Here is a 17,144-nt window from a genome sequence, read left to right as displayed (position 1 = left end):
TCAGTAAAAAGCACTGAAAAGAGCTGGTTTTGGGAGTTGAAGCGCGATCGCCCCCAGTTTAGAACTGATGCGCGGGTGGCCAGAAACCGGGTTTTTACGAAAATTATTCGCTGTTAGCAGGAGATTAGGCCAAAAACCCGGTTTCTTGACCTTGGTGCGTCAGTCCTCATTTACTTATCAGGGCGGACTCGGTGGTTTTATGCAAAACTCTACGGTTTTTTGGTAAAGCTTTGTAAAGACTGCGTGAAAGCACGGAAACAGAGGTTAGGACTGATGCGCGGGTGGCCAGAAACCGGGTTTTTACGAAAATTATTCGCTGTTAGCAGGAGATTAGGCTAAAAACCCGGTTTCTTGACCTTGGTGCGTCAGTCCTCATTTATCTATCAGGGCGGACTCGGTAGTTTTATGCAAAACTCTACAATTTTTTTGCAAAGCTTTGTAAAGACTGTGTGAAAGCACCGAACAAGTTTGCCGCTGCGGTTTAGTGCCTCTCACCAAGAAGGGTTTTGGTATTTAAAACCATCGACTCAAGACATTGAAAGTGAAAGCAGAAATACCTTTCCCAGCCTCTTTGTAGGTTTGGAACATGGTAGCAAATGACTGATTCCATACCCAATGGACACGACCAAAAGCTGGCGCTAGATGACTTTTTTCTTCTTGGCTGGGATACATTCTAACTTTGACTGCTTTTAACACCACGAAAGTCATCGCCCTATAAATCGCACAAACACCAAGAGCAGGCAAGGGATTTTGTTCGTCTCCTCATCCACCCACCACTTGCCAATATCTGCGATTGTCGGACAAGTAGGTGAGTGTACTCCTCGCCTCACTTGCTTTTCATCCGCGCACCAGCCCCAAAGTGCTACCGACTAGGGATGAACAGCAGTCTAGCTAAAATTTACACCACCACCAGCCGCGCCCTCTCAACTAAAAACCACGCTGATTCCTATTTCTCGCCAGCTTAACCTCTGATTTTTGTGTCTAAATCCCGTTTTTTTGCAGGTGCTGCTTAATATCCTTGATTTAGGGAAATTTTTAGATGCGATTACCATCAGACGATCTACAATATAAGATCAAGTAACTGCAATTTTTCCCAAACGGGCGATCGTCGGTGGCAGAAATGTCAACTGCGGTTCGTGAGTTAAGTTTGGCAAGAAAACTTTGCACGTGTTAAATCAAGCTTTCAAGTTCGATGAGTCAAATCACCCAATCTATGAAACGCTCTTTCGCAGGCAAGACAGACACAGGGCTAGTTCGTTCCGTAAATCAGGATTCGTACTACATAGACCCTGACGGGCGATTTTTCATAGTGGCCGACGGCATGGGAGGACACGCGGGAGGTCAAGAAGCCAGTCGGATTGCGACTCAGGCGATTCAATCTTATTTGCTCGAAAATTGGGAAGGGCCTGAAGATTCTCCCCTGTTGTTGGAAAAGGCTTTGTTAATTGCCAATCAAGCAATTTTGACGGATCAGCTCGAACATCCCGAGCGTGCTGATATGGGGACTACGGCTGTGGTTCTGATCTTTAGAGATGAGGGCAGACCTTGGTGCGCTAATATCGGGGACTCTCGCTTGTACCGGCTGCACGGATCTCACTTGGATCAGATTACTGAAGATCAGACTTGGGTGGCTCAGGCTGTGAAAAGAAAGGCCCTGACTCCGGATCAGGCTCGCAGTCATCCTTGGCGTCACGTTTTGTCCCAGTGTTTGGGCCGCGATGATTTGCAGGAGATAGATATTCTGCCGGTGGATGTAAAGCCCGGGGATCGCTTGCTGTTGTGCAGCGACGGCTTGACTGAGGAACTTTCCGATCCTTTGATTGCTTCGCCTCTGAAGTCGATTCGCGCGTGCGAGGGAGCTGCAACTGCTTTGATTGAAGCGGCTAAGGATAAGGGGGGACGGGACAATATTACTGTGGTGATCGTGACGATCGACCTCAAATAATATCCTCCCAATCTCTCAATCTCCCAATCTCCCAATCAAAAAATCTCCCAATCAAAAAATCTCAAATCTCAAATCTAAAATCGCATGATCCGGGTTATTGGTTTGATCAGTGGCACGTCGGTGGATGGCATTGATGCTGCTTTGGTGGATGTGGTTGGTTCCCAAGCAGACTTGAAAGTGCAGTTGGTGGCCGGCAAGACTTTCCCTTATCCTGCTACTTTGCGATCGCAAATTCTCTCGGTTTGCAGTGGTTCCGCCTTGTCCGTGGCTGAACTCGCCGAATTAGATGATGCGATCGCCCAAGAATTTGCTAAGGCAGCCTTGACAATTCAAACAGAATATGATAAAGCGGAATTAATTGGTTCTCACGGTCAAACTGTCTACCACCGACCCCCAGGGAATATGGCAAACAGTAGTTTTTCTGCTGTACCCAGTCCCAGATCAGACATGGGTTACAGCTTGCAACTCGGGCGGGGCGCGCTCATCGCGCAACTGACAGGCATTACAACTGTGAGCAATTTTCGATCGGCAGACATTGCAGCAGGAGGTCAAGGAGCACCCTTAGTCCCCATAGTTGACGCCTGCCTGCTGGCCGAACCCAACCGCAACCTCTGCATCCAAAATCTCGGCGGAATTGGCAATTGTACTTATCTTCCTGCCACGAAAGATCGGGAATTGGCCCAGAAGTCTGGGGTTTCTCATGGAGGCGAGGGTATCTTGGGTTGGGATACCGGGCCGGCAAATTCGCTGTTAGACTTGGCAGTGCAGCACTTCTGTGACGGAACAAAAACTTGTGACGAAGGTGGAGCTTGGGCGGCAAGCGGCACTCCCTGTCAAGCTTTAGTAGAGGATTGGCTACAGCAAGATTTTTTCCTCCAAGCACCGCCCAAATCTACAGGGCGAGAGTTATTTGGTGTAGACTATTTTAACCGTTGTTTGGTCGAGGCTCAAGGTTACAACCTCAGTCCTGCTGATGTGCTGGCTACTTTGACGGAACTGACTGTTGCTTCGATCGTTCACAGTTACCAAACTTTTTTGCCGCAGATGCCCGATCGAGTTTTATTGTGCGGGGGCGGCAGCCACAATCTTTACTTAAAACGCCGATTGCAAGCACAATTGCATCCAGTGCAAGTGTTGACTACTTCTGAGGCAGGCTTGAGTGTAGATTTTAAAGAGGCGATCGCTTTCGCGGTTTTAGCCGCCTGGCGGGTTCGGGGTATTCCCGGCAATCTGCCTCAAGTTACTGGTGCTTGTGCACCGGTTCTGTTAGGAGAAATTAACTCTTGTTGGCACAGTTGGGCATGATAGCATAGAGTCTGAGGGACAACGGCTGTGCGTTGTTGCACCAGCATTGTAGCCAGCAGGAAAAGCATAGGAACAGCACTGTGGCTCACACGTTTTTAATGGAATCTGGCCAATGGACGCTCGAAGGAAGTTGGATTGAGCGCAATGGCGTGCCAATTACGGTGAAAGGCAAAACTTTAGTGAGCTGGAACCGAACAGATTGGTTCAGTATGGTGACGAAGCTCGTGTTTCCAGGAGGCGATCGCGAAGAGATTATTTTGCAGTACCGAGGACACCTCAACAGCGATGAGCGGCAGTATACTTTTGTACTCCAACACGGCGAACTCGGCCGCGTCGAGGGCGAAGGTTGGATTGCTCCCCAGTCGATCGTCCAACGTTACTGGGTATTGGGAGACGAACGCCAGCGGCGGACGGGTTTTGATACCCTCCACCGCGTTGATGACAACCGCTACTACCAATCTAGCGGCATCATGTCTGGTCATTACTTGACGAGTACGATGGAGGCGACTCTGGAACGTCAGTCGGAATAACTCTTTCTCAAGTCAACTGTTGCGAGTTCTAGGGTTTAATATCAAAATTGAAAGTCTTGCTAGTCGGAGGTCGCGCTCAGATGTCCGACTAGCGCCATTATTGTCAAACCTCATCCGCTGCAACTAAAGACAAATATATTTATAGCCTTTCGAGATCCCATATGAGGTATGTCTGGTAATTGGGAAAAAGGTAATTGGAAAAAAGGTAATCGATAGTTTCTCTAAGCTTTCTGAGGTTTCTGGGAGTAAAAATGCTCTCCCTGTGTGTGTGTTCTCCCTGGTGCTTGCAGGAGAATTTGGCATACCTCATATGGGATCTCGAAGCGCTATAATATCTTATTAAAAACTTAAAACTTATTCTCAAAAACGATCGAGGTTTTGAGTCTCGTCGCGATTCATTATTTTTGAGTTTTCCCGCTGTGTCGATCGACAGATTGCTAAGATTGACTCCCAAATCGAGTGTAATCAACAAACAAACTGTCAACTTTTGGCGATCGACAATAAATCCATCCAGAGACCTTTTTCCTCAGCCTTCTATAGCAACCGCCCTGACTGTCAGGACGTTCTTAACTGTTGAAACCCTTGATTTTATTGCGCCTTCCATCTTCCATCTTCCATCTTCCGACTTCCATCGGACTTCTTCCTTCTGAAGCCTTCTGAAGCCTTCTGAAGCCTTCTGCTGAAAGAGTGACGCCCCATCACCCCCAACTCCTTTCCGCCTGAGGGAAGAGAGTAAGAGACGGAGGTCGCCGACTGCGACTCTCACCTATTCAACGCCTGGATTGGGTTCTAATCCCCAGTGGTGTTTGAGAAAATGGCGGTACATGGTTTCGCGCAACATCATTTGCTCGTAAAGCTTGACCAAAAACTCCTGAGCTTGTTCGCGGCTCATGTCACTTACCTGTGTTTTGAAGGAACACAGGCTAAATTGCTGCTCCAAAGACAATTCTGCTGGTTGGCTCATGACTAAAGACTCCTCTGTAAGTAAAGGTGACTTGACAGTGAAAACCTGGATTAACCAGATTTGTAAGTTGTTTCTGTAAGTTGCTTCAGCGATCGGCTGTTGATTTCAGGATGCCTCACCAGCCCATCTCGCTTTAGTATATTACAAAAGGTAACAATGATTTGACAAAATTACCATCTGTCCCAAGAAATAACTTAACTAGAGAGATGGCAGGATGTCTGCAAAAGTTCCTTCCGCAGGCTGATACCACTCTATCTACTTGTCAAGAGAAAAAAGGCTCAGTACGAACCAAAATAATTGAAGCCATTTATACCAACTAGCGCAAAAATTCTCTCTGGGTGAGGGGGAGATGGGGAGAGTGGGAGAATTTGTATTTGTTTCTTCTCCCTTCCCTTCTTCGTTGTATCCGCGATCAAATCCTTTGCCTAACTTGCTTCGGACTTCTACCCTCAACATCCATTCGTTAAATCCGCTACATCCGTTAAATCCCGTAAATTGGTCGTTGGCCGAACTTCCTTCTTGCTTCGGAAACCTTCTAACTAATTGGAGGGCGCGACTTTCTGGGGTGGAGCGGCCGCTCCGGGCCTCAAATTGGGGGCAGTGGCTGCGGGCGAAACGGGAGGAATGCCCAGATTTGCCCCAGAGTTGCTAGGCTGCTGTCCCGGAGCCGGGAGAGGAGATTGAAATTGATTGGGATTGAACTGCTGCTGTCCCGGAGCCGGGAGAGGAGATTGAAACCGATTGGGATTGAGCTGCTGCTGTCCGGGAGCCACGGGAGACGGCAGCGGTTGAGCCGAATTGCCCGAAGGTGCCGCAGGAATGCCAGAATTGGGAAGCGACGGATTATTCGGCTGCCCAGAGGGAGCCGAACTAGGTAGTGTTGCCAGCGCTACTCGATCGCCCCCAACCTCCCGCAATTTGTCTAAAACCTCCACAACTTTGGCGTATTTAGCATTTTGAGGGGCGTACAACACCGTCAACCCGGCAGGATTTTTGTTGTGGAAACTCTTTAAAACTCGATCGAGCTGTTGGTAATTAACAGGCAATTGGTCGATATAAGTTTGCCCGAAATCGTCAATGCTGACAATCAGCATCTCTCGCATCTGCGTTTGTCCCGTCTTTGCCTTCGGCAAATCGACATTAATCGCTTGCTGGCGAGTCAGTTGCAAAGCCGCCAGCAAAAAAAACGTCAGAATGCAAAAGATCACGTCAATTAAAGGTACCAGTTCAATCCGAGCATCTTCAGCAGGAGTTTCTAAGTGAATCTTCATCAATTCTCCTTTGTTCTAATTATTAGAAGTTGAATCAACATCAGGATCGGAACTTTTCAATTTCGGCTCGCGGTTGCGTTCGCCCGACTCTTGAGAATTGAGAGAACGCCTGTTCAAACCATCGGAACCAAAGGAAGAATTGCTGTATTCTGCGCCGGGCGATCGACCTTTAGCATTAGCCGCCGGCCAATATTGCCTGTAAAGCATTTCCATTTCATTGCCAGCTTTGCGAAATATTTTGGCCTGATTGAACAAAAAAGCTTGAAATATCCGATAAAATGCCAAGGTAAAAATTGCTACTACCATCCCAGAAGCAGTAGTAATCAGCGCCTCACTAATCCCCAAAGTCACGCCAGTGGTTGCCGCCGTGCCGATGTCGCCCAGACGGATGGAACTGAGGGAGTTAATCAATCCCAAAACTGTTCCCAGCAAGCCCAGCAAAGGGGCGAGAGCGATCGTCGCTTCTAAGATTTTGTCGCCCCGGCGCATCGAAGCCAACTCTTCATCAGCAGCAGCTTCGAGTGCGAGTCGAAATAAATCTGGTTCAGGATTGTACAGCCGCAGGGGTGCAGATAGAAATCGCCCGATCGGCTGTCGGTTAGCTTGTCTAGCAATCTCGTTAGCAGCCCCCCAATCGCTGCGGGCCGCGTCGAGAATGCGGCTAACTATCTGCTTTTCTGTACTCAAGAGGCTCGCCCAGAACCACAAGCGCTCGATAATTGTACTTACAGATAGAATCGATAACACCAACAGGGGCCACATGGCGGGGCCGCCTTTCTGAAATAGCTCTTGAATATTCACAATATTTTTGCTCCTGCATTACCCGCTAACTTTTACTTCTGTTCTACTTTTTTTAAGAAATTATCGGCCATTTAATTTTAGCTATTAATGTACTCCGGACTGACGCACTCGCGACTAAAGAAACCGGGTCTTGCAGCCCAAGGCCTCGGGCTGCAAAGAAGTATCTTACTCCATCAAATCCGGTTGCTGGGTAAGTCTTGGTGATATTTTCGACCTCCTCGCGGGCGATCGGCGACTACCTCCTCAGAATTCCTCTAAATCTTCTTGACACATATCTTGCAGCGATTGGTGTTGCAGGCGGCGGTTCGTGCGGCGATATTTTTTAGTTTGCAGCTTCGGTTCGTACTGCTGCGTACCATCCGACTTGGTTTGCTGCTTCAAACTCGATTCGGCGCTGCTAGAGTTTTGCAGAGCTTGTTGGCGGACGATCGCCTCTTCCAGAAAATTCAAATAATACTGGTAGCGCTCCCAATCCCCCCGCACCACACAGTTAGGCTCATCTCGGTGCGAACAGTCGCTAAACTGACAGCTACCCAAAGCCAGCCTCTGACGAGCTTCTGGGAAATATTCAGCTAACTCCGACGGATCGCATTCGAGACTCGGCTGATTAAAGCCCGGAGTATCCGCCAGCAGTCCGCCGTCGGGGAGTTCAAATAGTTCGACGTGGCGAGTCGTGTGGCGCCCGCGGCCGAGTTTGCCGGAAACAGCGCTCACTCGCAGCTTCAGCGCCGGAATCAGTTGGTTAATCAAGCTGGACTTGCCGACCCCAGAAGGGCCACAAATTATCGTTATTTTTTCTTGGATGTGGCTGTTGAGGGAGTTCGGCAACGGATTTTGTACGGAATTTAATGAATCTAACGGATTGACGGAATTTGCAACTAGGGGATTATCCTCATAAGGCAACAGAGAACCATCTATTTTGTCCTTTAAATGCTGGTCTGCTACTTTTTCGACACAAACTTTATTTTGCAAGTTAGACGCAGCTTCCTGGACTCCTAATCCGCTGCGAACACTAATAAACATTGGTTCGTAGCCCCAGCCTGAAAGCCGATCGCGCCACTGTTCCAACTCCCCGTTCGTCACCAAATCGCATTTGTTGAGGCACAAACTCACCTCTAAACCTGTAGATTCTGCCTTGACTAAAAACCGAGTTAATGAGGCGGGGTCTAAATCGGGTTCGGCGAGGGCAAAAACGAGGAGAATGCGATCGGCATTAGCGACAGGCGGGCGGTTGAGTTCTGTACGGCGGGGGAAGACTTCTGAAATAGCACCCCGGCGGTCAGTCCAGTCCGGTTCGTCTACCACCACGCGATCGCCCACCATCACCTGCTGACCAATTTTTTTCAGTCGAGTGCGGCGAGTACACAGGAGAGTTGGAGCATCCGCCAGGGCTATATTCTGGTGAATGCCGGCGGCGGGATCTAACCTGACTCGGTAAAAGTTAGCCTGAACAGCCACCACTGTACCGACGATCGAGGACAAATTCAGGCTCATCCGGCTTCCTGGAGTTCTGGGCGCTGGACTTTCATGGCAAAAAAGCCGGACTCCGACTCATCCGCCATAAATTGCGTTTCGAGAATCTGGTAGCCTTCCATTTTCAGACTATCAGGCACTTGTTCGATCGGCTCCCCAGCATCCAGCCACACTTCCAAAACCGCACCCGGTGCCATTTGCTCCAAGCGCAATTTAGTGCGGACAAAATTCAGAGGACACGGAGTCCCCCGCAGATCGATTTTGGCATCTGGGGATTTGGGATTTTCAATTTTGGATGTTGAATTCATAATGCGTTGTTTACTTTCAAATTTCCCATCTCAAATCCTGAAAGCCTTATTTTTTCGTGAAACTTTTATCGAACAATTATTCTTCCTGTACAAAATGAGCGCAATTGCGCTCACTTTTTTGAGAGAGAATTAAACAAAATGCCATCATATTATTCTTCCTGGACGAAATGAGCGCAATTGCGCTCATTTTTCCGACAGATAATTAAGCCAATTGCCACCCTATTATTATTCCTCTACAAAATGTGTCCAATTGGACACAAATTTTTGAGAGAGAATTAAACAAAATGCCACGGAATCATCAAACAGAAAAATTTGACACCCATGGGTGTCAAAAATTGCTTATTTCTGAAACAAATTGCCCAGAAATCCTTCCAAGCCACCTTTACCAGTACGATCGCCCTTCAGCTTAGCAAGCTGCATCAGCAACTCCCGTTCCTCAGCCGTCACCTTAGTCGGAATATCAATAGACACCGCAATCAAATGGTCGCCGCGACTGACTGGATTGCCCAACTTAGGCACTCCTTTTTTCTCCAAAGTCAGAACCGTACCAGGCTGAGTTCCGGTAGGAATCAACAATTCCGTCGGCCCATCTACAGTTTCCACTTCCAACCGGCAGCCCAAAATTGCTTGCAAGTAACTAATCTTCACTTCCGAATTAACGTTAATGCCGTCCCGCTTAAATAGCGGGTCTTCATTCACAGCCAAAAACACGTATAGATCCCCGGGCGGCCCGCCCAACTTGCCAGCATCCCCTTCATTGGAAACGCGCAAGCGAGTACCGTTGTCAACCCCAGCCGGAATAGTGATTTTCAGCTTTTTCATCACTTCTTTCTGGCCGCGGCCGCCGCAAGTTTCGCACTTATCCTCAATCACTTGCCCGGTGCCGTTGCAAGTAGGGCAAACTGAAACTTGAGTAAAGCTGCCGAAAGGCGTGCGGGTAGCGCGTCGGACTTGACCGCTGCCGGTACAAGTCGAACAGGTTTGAGGTCTGGTTCCCGGTTTGGCGCCAGTTCCGGTACAAGTTTCGCAGGTTTCTAGGTGCTTGATGCGGAGTTCTTTTTCCCCACCAAACACTGCTTCGCGGAAATCTAGTCGCAAGTCTAGGCGCAAATCATCTCCGCGCACAGGCCCGCTGCGTCTGCGACCTTGCTGTTGTTGGCCGCCCGGCCCTCCTTGAAAACCCTGAAAGAAGCTTTCAAAGATATCAGCGAAGCTGTCGCCGAAGTCTTGGAACCCTGGGCCCCCTGTCGCACCGCTCACGCCTGCTTCGCCAAAGCGATCGAAACGGGCGCGGGTTTCCGGTTCAGAGAGAACCTCATAAGCGCGGTTAATTTCTTTAAACCGCTCCTCGGCACCGGATTCTTTGTTGACATCTGGATGGTACTTGCGAGCTAGGCGGCGATAAGCACGCTTAATTTCTTCTTTGTCTGCGCTGCGAGAAACGCCTAATATTTCATAGTAATCACCGGCCATAGAGCTGCTTGCCTGGAGGTAAATAACAAAAAGTGTACGAAAAAGAAACGGGCGACCTTTCCTGAAATTACAATTAAAAATTAAAAATTCTCATTGTTAATTTTTAACTTTTAATTTTTAGCTGTTCAGTTCTAAAGGAAAGGATTCATATCATCAACTTCAGGTTCGGGAACCTGCGGTTTTGGTTCCGGTTTTGGTTCCGGCTGTCGCTTGGACTGTCGTTCCGGTTTTGGTTCCGGTTTTGGTTCCGGTTTTGGTTCCGGCTGTCGCTTGGACTGTCGTTCCGGCTGTCGTTCCGGTTTTGGTTGCGGTTGTGGCGGAGGTTGCGGCGGAGCTTCGAGCGCCACCAGCAGCTCTTCCGTCAGCGAAATGCTGTCGGAGGTAGCTGCAACCTCTTCTAGTTCTGACACCATCTCGCTTTCAACCTCTGCTCCTGACGGAGCTACGCCGCTGCGGGCTTGCTCGTAGACTGCTGTCCCGAGCGAGTATAGCAGTTGCTTGAAAGCTTCGATTTGATCGGTGAGTTCCTCGCCTGTGATGTCGGGGTTAGCCATCGCCGCCTTCAAGGCTGCTGCTGCTGTTTCGGCTTCGGCTTTGAGGTCGTCGCCCAGCACTTGCGCGTTGGTTTTCAAAGTGACACCACAATTATAGACTAGGGTGTCGGCTTGATTTTTGAGTTCGACGACTTGAGCGCGCTTGATGTCCTCGTCGGCGTAAAGTTCGGCTTCTTGCCGCATCCGCTCGACTTCGGTTTCGGTCAATCCCCCTGTATTGGAGATTTGGATGCTTTGTTCTTTGCCGGTTCCCTTGTCTTCTGCGGCAACTTTGAGAATGCCGTTGGCATCGATTTCAAAGGTAACTTCGATTTGAGGTACGCCGCGGGGGGCTGCGGGAATGCCTTTGAGCAGGAATTTGCCGAGACTTTTGTTGTCTTTTACCAATGCGCGCTCGCCTTGGAGGACGTGAATTTCTACGGAGGTTTGCCCGTCTGCCGCAGTGCTGTACATTTGCGATCGACTGGTGGGGATCGTTGTATTGCGCTCGATGACTTTGGTGAATACACCGCCCAAGGTTTCGAGTCCCAGGGACAGAGGCGTCACGTCTAGCAGCAGCAAATCTTTGACTTCACCGCCCAACACCCCGGCTTGAATTGCCGCGCCTACGGCTACAGCTTCGTCGGGATTGACCGATTTATCGGGAGAAGCGCCGCCAAAATACTTGCTAATTGCCTCTTGAACTGCCGGAATCCGGGTTGAGCCTCCGACTAAAATAATCCTGTCTATCTCTTTGGGGGTAAGACTTGCGTCTTTGAGGGCTTGAGTCACCGGATCGATCGTCGCTTGCACCAAATGAGCTACCAGTTTTTCAAACTTAGCTTTGGAAAGATCCATTTCCAAATGCTTCGGCCCTTTGGCATCAGAGGAGATGAACGGCAAATTAATCGATGTGGATTCGCGGTTGGATAGTTCAATTTTCGCCTTTTCGGCAGCTTCTCGGAGGCGCTGTAATGCCATTTTGTCTTTTGAGAGGTCAGTTCCTTCTTGAGTCCGGAAAGCTTCTACCAGCCACTGGACTATGCAGTCGTCAAAGTCGTCTCCTCCGAGATGGTTGTTACCTGCGGTGGCGTTGACTTCAAAAATTCCGTCTCCCAATTGCAGGATCGAAACGTCGAAAGTACCGCCACCGAGGTCAAAGACCAAGATTTTCTGTTCGATATTTTGCTTGTCGAGCCCGTAGGAAAGGGCGGCCGCCGTCGGTTCGTTGACGATGCGCAGGACTTCTAAACCCGCGATCGTACCGGCGTCTTTAGTAGCTTGTCGCTGGGCGTCTGTGAAGTATGCCGGCACTGTAATTACAGCTTGGGTAACAGCTTGTCCCAAATAAGCTTCAGCATCCTGCTTCAGCTTTTGGAGTACCATTGCCGAGATTTCTTGGGGGGTGTGAACCTTGTTGCGAATTTGGACGTTAACGGTGTCGTCTTTGCCTTTGATGCAGGTATAGGGAGTGCGGGATCTTTCTTCTTCAGTGTCGTCCCACCTGCGCCCGATAAATCGTTTGATGCTGTAGACAGTATTTACAGCATTAGTTACAGCTTGTCGCTTGGCTAGTTGACCTACTAAGCGATCGCCCCCCTTGCCAAATCCAACGATGCTCGGAGTTGTGCGGCCGCCCTCGGAATTGGCGATTACGACGGGTTTACCGCCCTCTAACACAGCTACGCAACTGTTGGTCGTGCCTAAGTCAATTCCAATAATTTTTCCCATAGCGCCTCATAAAACTTTGTGGGATGTTTGGGAACCTGCAACTACAAGTTGGGGGATGAAAAACGACTCAGCTTGTTAAAACAAGCATCACCCGACTGGATTTGTAGGAAACAAACTTGATATTTTAATCCAATATCAAAGACGGGCAAGTCGATTTTCCATTTTTCGATTTGAGATTTGAGATTTACTCCCACAGATGAATCTTGGAGCTTAAACTTTGGTCTAAAATTTGGGGAGTTCCACGACTTAAGTCGGGGGTTTTTACCCGTTTTTGGGCTGGTTCAAACATTTTTCCGAATTTGTTGAGAAAGTGCTGACCTGCTTTTAGTCCTGAATTAAGAAGTTGGTGAGTCTGCCACCTTCGGGCCCCCGAATAGAATTCGGGGGTCAGTGACTTCGAGGAATGCAGTAGCTTGTATCCTGATTAACTTTCCGAACTATCGGGATTTTCATCTGAGGCTACCACAGATATCCCAGGCGCTGCAACTTTCACTTTGGCGTGCCGCAAGACGCGATCGCCCAGAATGTAGCCGCGTTCTAGTTCTTGGATGATTGTTCCTTCCTCGTGTTCGTCTGTGGGCTCGCTGAGGAGAGCTTCGTGGAGGTTGGGGTCAAACGGTTCGCCTTCGGGGCGCATCGGAGAAACCCCGATTTGCTTGAGGCTATCTACCATTTGCTTGTAAACGCTTTGGTAGCTTTTGTGAATGTTCATTTCGCCGTCATTTTGCGGCTTGATGTGCGATCGAGCGCGCTCGAAATTGTCGATGACCGGCAACAGAGGCTTGAGCGTCACACACCTTGCCTGTAAATCTAACTCTTCTTTTTCCTTTTGGGTGCGCCTGCGGAAGTTGTCAAAATCTGCTGCTAGGCGGAGATTTTGATTTTTCAGGTCTTCTAGTTGAGCGGATGTGGCTTGCAACTGAGCTTTTAAAGCCTCTTTTTCATCTGTTACGGAGGCGAGTTCCCTCTGCCATGAATCAGCCGCGTCTGCTGTCGGGCTGTTGGTGGAACTGCCGGTAACGGTAGACCCGGATGCGTTTGCTCCCTTGCGATCGGTCTGGGCACTTTGATAAGCTTGAGCAAGTTCGAGTTCCCAATCGGCTGCTTCGTTGGAGTTTGCTGGTGCCGGCGGAGTTTCGCTTGCCATTGGCGAACCCTCTGGGGTTCCCCCTGTTGAGTTAAGATCTTGATCTTGCTGTTTTTCCTCGTCAATCATAAAAGCTGCGCGACAGAACCCTATCAATTCTAGCAGATACATTTTACCTGGTAAATCTAGAGAACTAGAATTTAGTGTGTATGGCACTATCTGACTCATAGGAAATCTCGCCCCTTTGTGGAGGCATCTCTCAAAGCTTTTCATCAAATATTGAAATTGTCGTCGAGATATCTACCGATAGTATGAGGAACAAACCAACCTTTTGTTGGCTCATAATTGGGGATTTAGGCTATCGCATAAGCCCGGAATTTTTATCAAAAAATCGGGTGTTACGCCTGCTAAAATCCTTCCATATTTCGAGGATTAATGGTTCTAAATTTGCTGAAAGCGATAGTGATTTAAAGTTAATGTGTCTGCTATTTTAGTCGGGAGCAGACTCTGGCATTTTTAGCATTTGTGGCGTTTCAAAAGTCGGGAGGAAGATAATTTTGTATTTAGTCAATAGTCGGGAATATTGTTTTGTCGTAGTCTGAAACCCGAGATTTACCGGAAAGGCTAGAGTGTGGCTAGTCAGCGTTGCTCCCAGAGCAGCGCCCTTACACCCTTATTATACGGTTTGCCATCAAAAATAGTCCGAAGTCTTGTTTAGTGACTAATTGACAGCTAACCGCGCCTGCGAGGGCCCTGTAATTTGACCAAACAATTTGCGAATATAGAACGATCGCGGTTCGGGGACACACCCCGCCCGTTTTTCTCACCAGGTACGGGCAATCCCCAAGTGATCTGCCTCTCGGCTATAACAAGAGTTAAGTCCTGTCGATTAATTTACTGAACTTTGCTGGAATTACCTGAACAATGCACTCTTCTAGAAGAGTAGTCAGCATTGTTCGACCTTGGATAACTACTCAACCCCAAGACAAGCAGCCGAACATTTTGGAGTTGGCCTGCATACACTCAGACGATGGGAGAAGGATGGCACAATCAAGGCTATTCGCACACCCGCTGGTCAACGACGATATTTGATTAATTCCTATGCCGGACGCAAGACAACTAATCTTAGAACTCTCTTGTACGCCAGAGTCTCCAGTCGAAGTCAAAAAGCCGACCTTGACCGACAAATTGCAAAATTACTGGAACTCTACCCATCAGCCGAACTCATTACCGACATTGCTGGGGGGCTTAATTTCAAAAGGAAAGGACTTGTGCGATTCGTTCAGCATGAATCTCGGTAATCAATCCGAAAATAACTGCTGGAGCCTAGTCTCCTAAGACTAGCTTAACTATCTAACCGATGAAGGTGAAAGCCCTTCCCACCAAACTCAGGTGTGAATCCTCATCTGCCCACGATGACCCGACTCGGAATTCGGGAGGTCGAAGCTGGGAACAGGACGCAATCAGACATCAATTGCAGATGACACTGGCGTTAACAGGGAGTCTCCATGATGAAACCGAGCCTAAAAAAGCAACCTATTCCTAAGCAGTCGCAATCTTAAAGACTGACTTCGCCAGAGATTAGTATCCCGCCATGTTTTAAGACCAACAATGGCAAGAGTAAGGGGTTCTGGCGGTTGAATTGGCTACATCTAAAGGGACAATCAATCGAATAGATGGAACGAAGAAAAACGATTCTGAGGTCTGAGAGGGGTCGCCCTCAATGTAGACGGGACGAGCCGATTAATCCCCTAGAATCGGGTAGGATGACCCGTAATTGGGTCAAGGTATTCAGAAAACACTACACTTAGTAGAGCATGATTAGTCGCAGAGTAAAATCTAGTGAATCTTGGAGAGACTTACCCTGGAAGCAATTCCGGCGTAATCTGTTCCGCCTACAACGTCGCGTGTTCAAAGCTATTTCAGTTGGAGACAAGCGGAAGGCGCGGTCACTACAAAAACTGATACTCAAGTCCCACTCCGCTAGAATGCTAGCGATTCGACAAGTTACGCAGCTAAACGCTGGTAAGAAGACGGCTGGTATGGACGGCAAAAAGTCCCTCACCTTTGAGGAACGATTTGCCTTGGCAGACTTAATATCAGCTAATCATACCAACTGGAAGCACCAAGGTCTACGGGAAATTCCTATCCCCAAAAAGGACGGAACAACCCGAATGCTAAAAGTGCCCACAATGGCGGACAGAGCATGGCAATGCCTAGCAAAATACGCCCTCGAACCAGCACATGAAGCAACCTTCCATGCACGGAGCTACGGGTTTAGAACTGGACGTTCAGCACATGACGCGCAGAAATACATATTCTTAAACCTATGTGCCAATAAAAATGGAATAGGTAAACGAGTCATCGAACTCGATATCGAAAAGTGCTTCGATAGAATCTCACACACCTCTATCATGGATAATCTAATCGCCCCCGCAAGATTAAAACTCGGTATCTTCCGATGTCTAAAAGCGGGAACAGCAATCGGATATCCAGACCAAGGAACACCACAAGGTGGAGTTGTGAGTCCTCTTCTAGCTAACATCGCTCTCAATGGGATTGAAGATATCCATCCATCAGTTCGCTATGCGGATGACATGGTGATATTCCTTAAGCCCGAAGACAATGCCGATAAGATACTTGAACGAATCAGCCAGTTCTTAGCAGCAAGAGGAATGAAGGTCAGCGAACGTAAGACTAAGATTACCGCCACGACAGATGGATTTGACTTCCTGGGGTGGAATTTCTACGTCCAGAAAAACAACGGAAAATTCAGATGTATCCCTTCAGTGGGTAACTTTGAGGCATTCCGCAAGAAAGTTAAAATCATCGTCAACAACTCAAATTACGGAGCCAAAGCAAAAGCCGCCAAGCTTGCGCCATTGGTTAGAGGATGGCGTAATTATCACCGATACTGCAAGATGGATGGGTCAAGATACTCTCTATACTTCATCCAACACCGCGCATTCAGGGTGTTCAATAAAGAAACCAAACAGAACTGCAACACTAGCAAGCAACTGCTAGACAGAGCATTTCCAACAGTTCCTTACGCCGAAAACAAACACATCAACGTCAAAGGAACTAAATCTCCTTACGACGGGGATGTGACCTACTGGAGCGAACGGAATAGTAAGCTCTATAACGGTACGACCTCTAAAGCTATCAAAAAGCAAACCCGTAAATGTGCAGCCTGTGGACTTACATTCATAGGTGAAGAAAAGGTACATCTACATCACGTAGATGGAGACCACGACAATTGGGACAAAAAGAATCTAGTAGCAATACATGAATCCTGTCACGATTACGTGCATATGAGTAACAGGGAAAAAGCAATTGAAATATACGAACCCTGCCAATCTGAACCTCACATGAGCAAAAGCGCGAGCTAAGGATATCGGGAGCCGTGTGCAACGAAAGTCGCACGCACGGTTCTAACTGAGAGGGGCGGGGTTTAATAGCCTCCCTCGACTCAACCAGAACCATTCTGGAAACCGTCCGTACAGGCAATGTCGGCTCTGTTGTGGTAGCCCACAAAGACCGACTCGCCAGATTTGGTTTTGAACTCATTGAATGGCTCTGTCAGCTCGATGGAACAAAGATCGTGGTTCTCAACCAAGACAACCTTTCTCCAGAACGAGAAATGCTCGAAGACGTGCGACATGAAGTCGTGCGATTAGTGGAATCTATTCCACAAGAACTGAGGAGCCTTCTCCTCCAGGAAAT

General features: G+C 48.4%; 15 protein-coding genes. 6 read left to right on the top strand and 9 right to left on the bottom strand.

Translation table 11 applies throughout. The features are described from left to right. Positions 1–513 precede the first annotated feature (513 nt). Positions 514–744 (bottom strand): helix-turn-helix domain-containing protein, encoded by a 231-nt coding sequence (locus QUB64_RS25310; RefSeq protein ID WP_333325686.1) that lies wholly within the window; start codon positions 742–744, stop codon positions 514–516. A 469-nt stretch (positions 745–1,213) separates the two neighbouring features. On the opposite strand from QUB64_RS25310, the gene QUB64_RS25305 reads away from it, so the two are divergent. The 3 genes from QUB64_RS25305 to QUB64_RS25295 all read left to right on the top strand — a co-directional run bounded on the left by QUB64_RS25305 (position 1,214) and on the right by QUB64_RS25295 (position 3,780). Continuing rightward, complete coding sequence (locus tag QUB64_RS25305; RefSeq protein WP_333276160.1) at positions 1,214–1,945, top strand: PP2C family protein-serine/threonine phosphatase; 732 nt, start codon at positions 1,214–1,216, stop codon at positions 1,943–1,945. An 84-nt stretch (positions 1,946–2,029) separates the two neighbouring features. After that, positions 2,030–3,250: an anhydro-N-acetylmuramic acid kinase gene (locus tag QUB64_RS25300; RefSeq protein WP_333276158.1), complete on the top strand. Its 1,221-nt coding sequence runs from the start codon at positions 2,030–2,032 to the stop codon at positions 3,248–3,250. Positions 3,251–3,330: 80 nt separating this feature from the next. Then, complete coding sequence (locus QUB64_RS25295) at positions 3,331–3,780, top strand: hypothetical protein (protein ID WP_333276156.1); 450 nt, start codon at positions 3,331–3,333, stop codon at positions 3,778–3,780. A gap of 766 nt (positions 3,781–4,546) precedes the next feature. On the opposite strand, the gene QUB64_RS25290 is transcribed toward QUB64_RS25295, so the two are convergent. From QUB64_RS25290 to grpE, 8 genes are all read right to left on the bottom strand, one after another. After that, entirely contained in the window at positions 4,547–4,744 is a 198-nt protein-coding gene (locus QUB64_RS25290; RefSeq protein WP_006635253.1) for an NblA/ycf18 family protein, read from the bottom strand. Positions 4,745–5,283: 539 nt separating this feature from the next. Then, positions 5,284–6,015: an ExbD/TolR family protein gene (locus QUB64_RS25285; RefSeq protein ID WP_333276154.1), complete on the bottom strand. Its 732-nt coding sequence runs from the start codon at positions 6,013–6,015 to the stop codon at positions 5,284–5,286. 15 nt (positions 6,016–6,030) lie between these two features. Next, positions 6,031–6,816, bottom strand: coding sequence for a MotA/TolQ/ExbB proton channel family protein (locus tag QUB64_RS25280; protein ID WP_333276152.1), 786 nt, complete (start codon positions 6,814–6,816; stop codon positions 6,031–6,033). A 243-nt stretch (positions 6,817–7,059) separates the two neighbouring features. Continuing rightward, on the bottom strand, positions 7,060–8,310 hold the full coding sequence (rsgA, locus tag QUB64_RS25275; protein WP_333276150.1) for a ribosome small subunit-dependent GTPase A: 1,251 nt from the start codon (positions 8,308–8,310) through the stop codon (positions 7,060–7,062). Further along, positions 8,307–8,597 (bottom strand): sulfurtransferase TusA family protein, encoded by a 291-nt coding sequence (locus QUB64_RS25270; protein ID WP_333276148.1) that lies wholly within the window; start codon positions 8,595–8,597, stop codon positions 8,307–8,309. Before QUB64_RS25270 ends, rsgA begins: the two co-directional genes overlap by 4 nt. 339 nt (positions 8,598–8,936) lie before the next feature. Next, positions 8,937–10,070, bottom strand: coding sequence for a molecular chaperone DnaJ (dnaJ, locus tag QUB64_RS25265; RefSeq protein WP_333276146.1), 1,134 nt, complete (start codon positions 10,068–10,070; stop codon positions 8,937–8,939). A 131-nt stretch (positions 10,071–10,201) separates the two neighbouring features. After that, positions 10,202–12,334, bottom strand: a complete 2,133-nt coding sequence (gene dnaK, locus QUB64_RS25260; RefSeq protein ID WP_333276144.1) for a molecular chaperone DnaK — start codon at positions 12,332–12,334, stop codon at positions 10,202–10,204. A 424-nt stretch (positions 12,335–12,758) separates the two neighbouring features. Beyond that, on the bottom strand, positions 12,759–13,550 hold the full coding sequence (gene grpE, locus QUB64_RS25255; protein WP_333276244.1) for a nucleotide exchange factor GrpE: 792 nt from the start codon (positions 13,548–13,550) through the stop codon (positions 12,759–12,761). 833 nt (positions 13,551–14,383) lie between these two features. Between grpE and QUB64_RS25250 the strand changes: the two genes are divergently transcribed. From QUB64_RS25250 to QUB64_RS25240, 3 genes are all read left to right on the top strand, one after another. Next, positions 14,384–14,722, top strand: coding sequence for a MerR family DNA-binding transcriptional regulator (locus QUB64_RS25250; protein WP_333276142.1), 339 nt, complete (start codon positions 14,384–14,386; stop codon positions 14,720–14,722). 516 nt (positions 14,723–15,238) lie between these two features. Beyond that, complete coding sequence (locus tag QUB64_RS25245; RefSeq protein ID WP_333276140.1) at positions 15,239–16,810, top strand: reverse transcriptase domain-containing protein; 1,572 nt, start codon at positions 15,239–15,241, stop codon at positions 16,808–16,810. Between the two features lie 65 nt (positions 16,811–16,875). Then, positions 16,876–17,144: recombinase family protein (locus tag QUB64_RS25240; protein WP_333276242.1), on the top strand; the 269-nt coding region annotated here is incomplete at its 3' end.

This window comes from Microcoleus sp. Aus8_D2, from assembly GCF_036702665.1.
Taxonomy (GTDB): Bacteria; Cyanobacteriota; Cyanobacteriia; order Cyanobacteriales; family Microcoleaceae; genus Microcoleus.
Note: the sequence above shows the minus strand (reverse complement) of the source record. Positions and strands in the feature narration are given on the sequence as shown.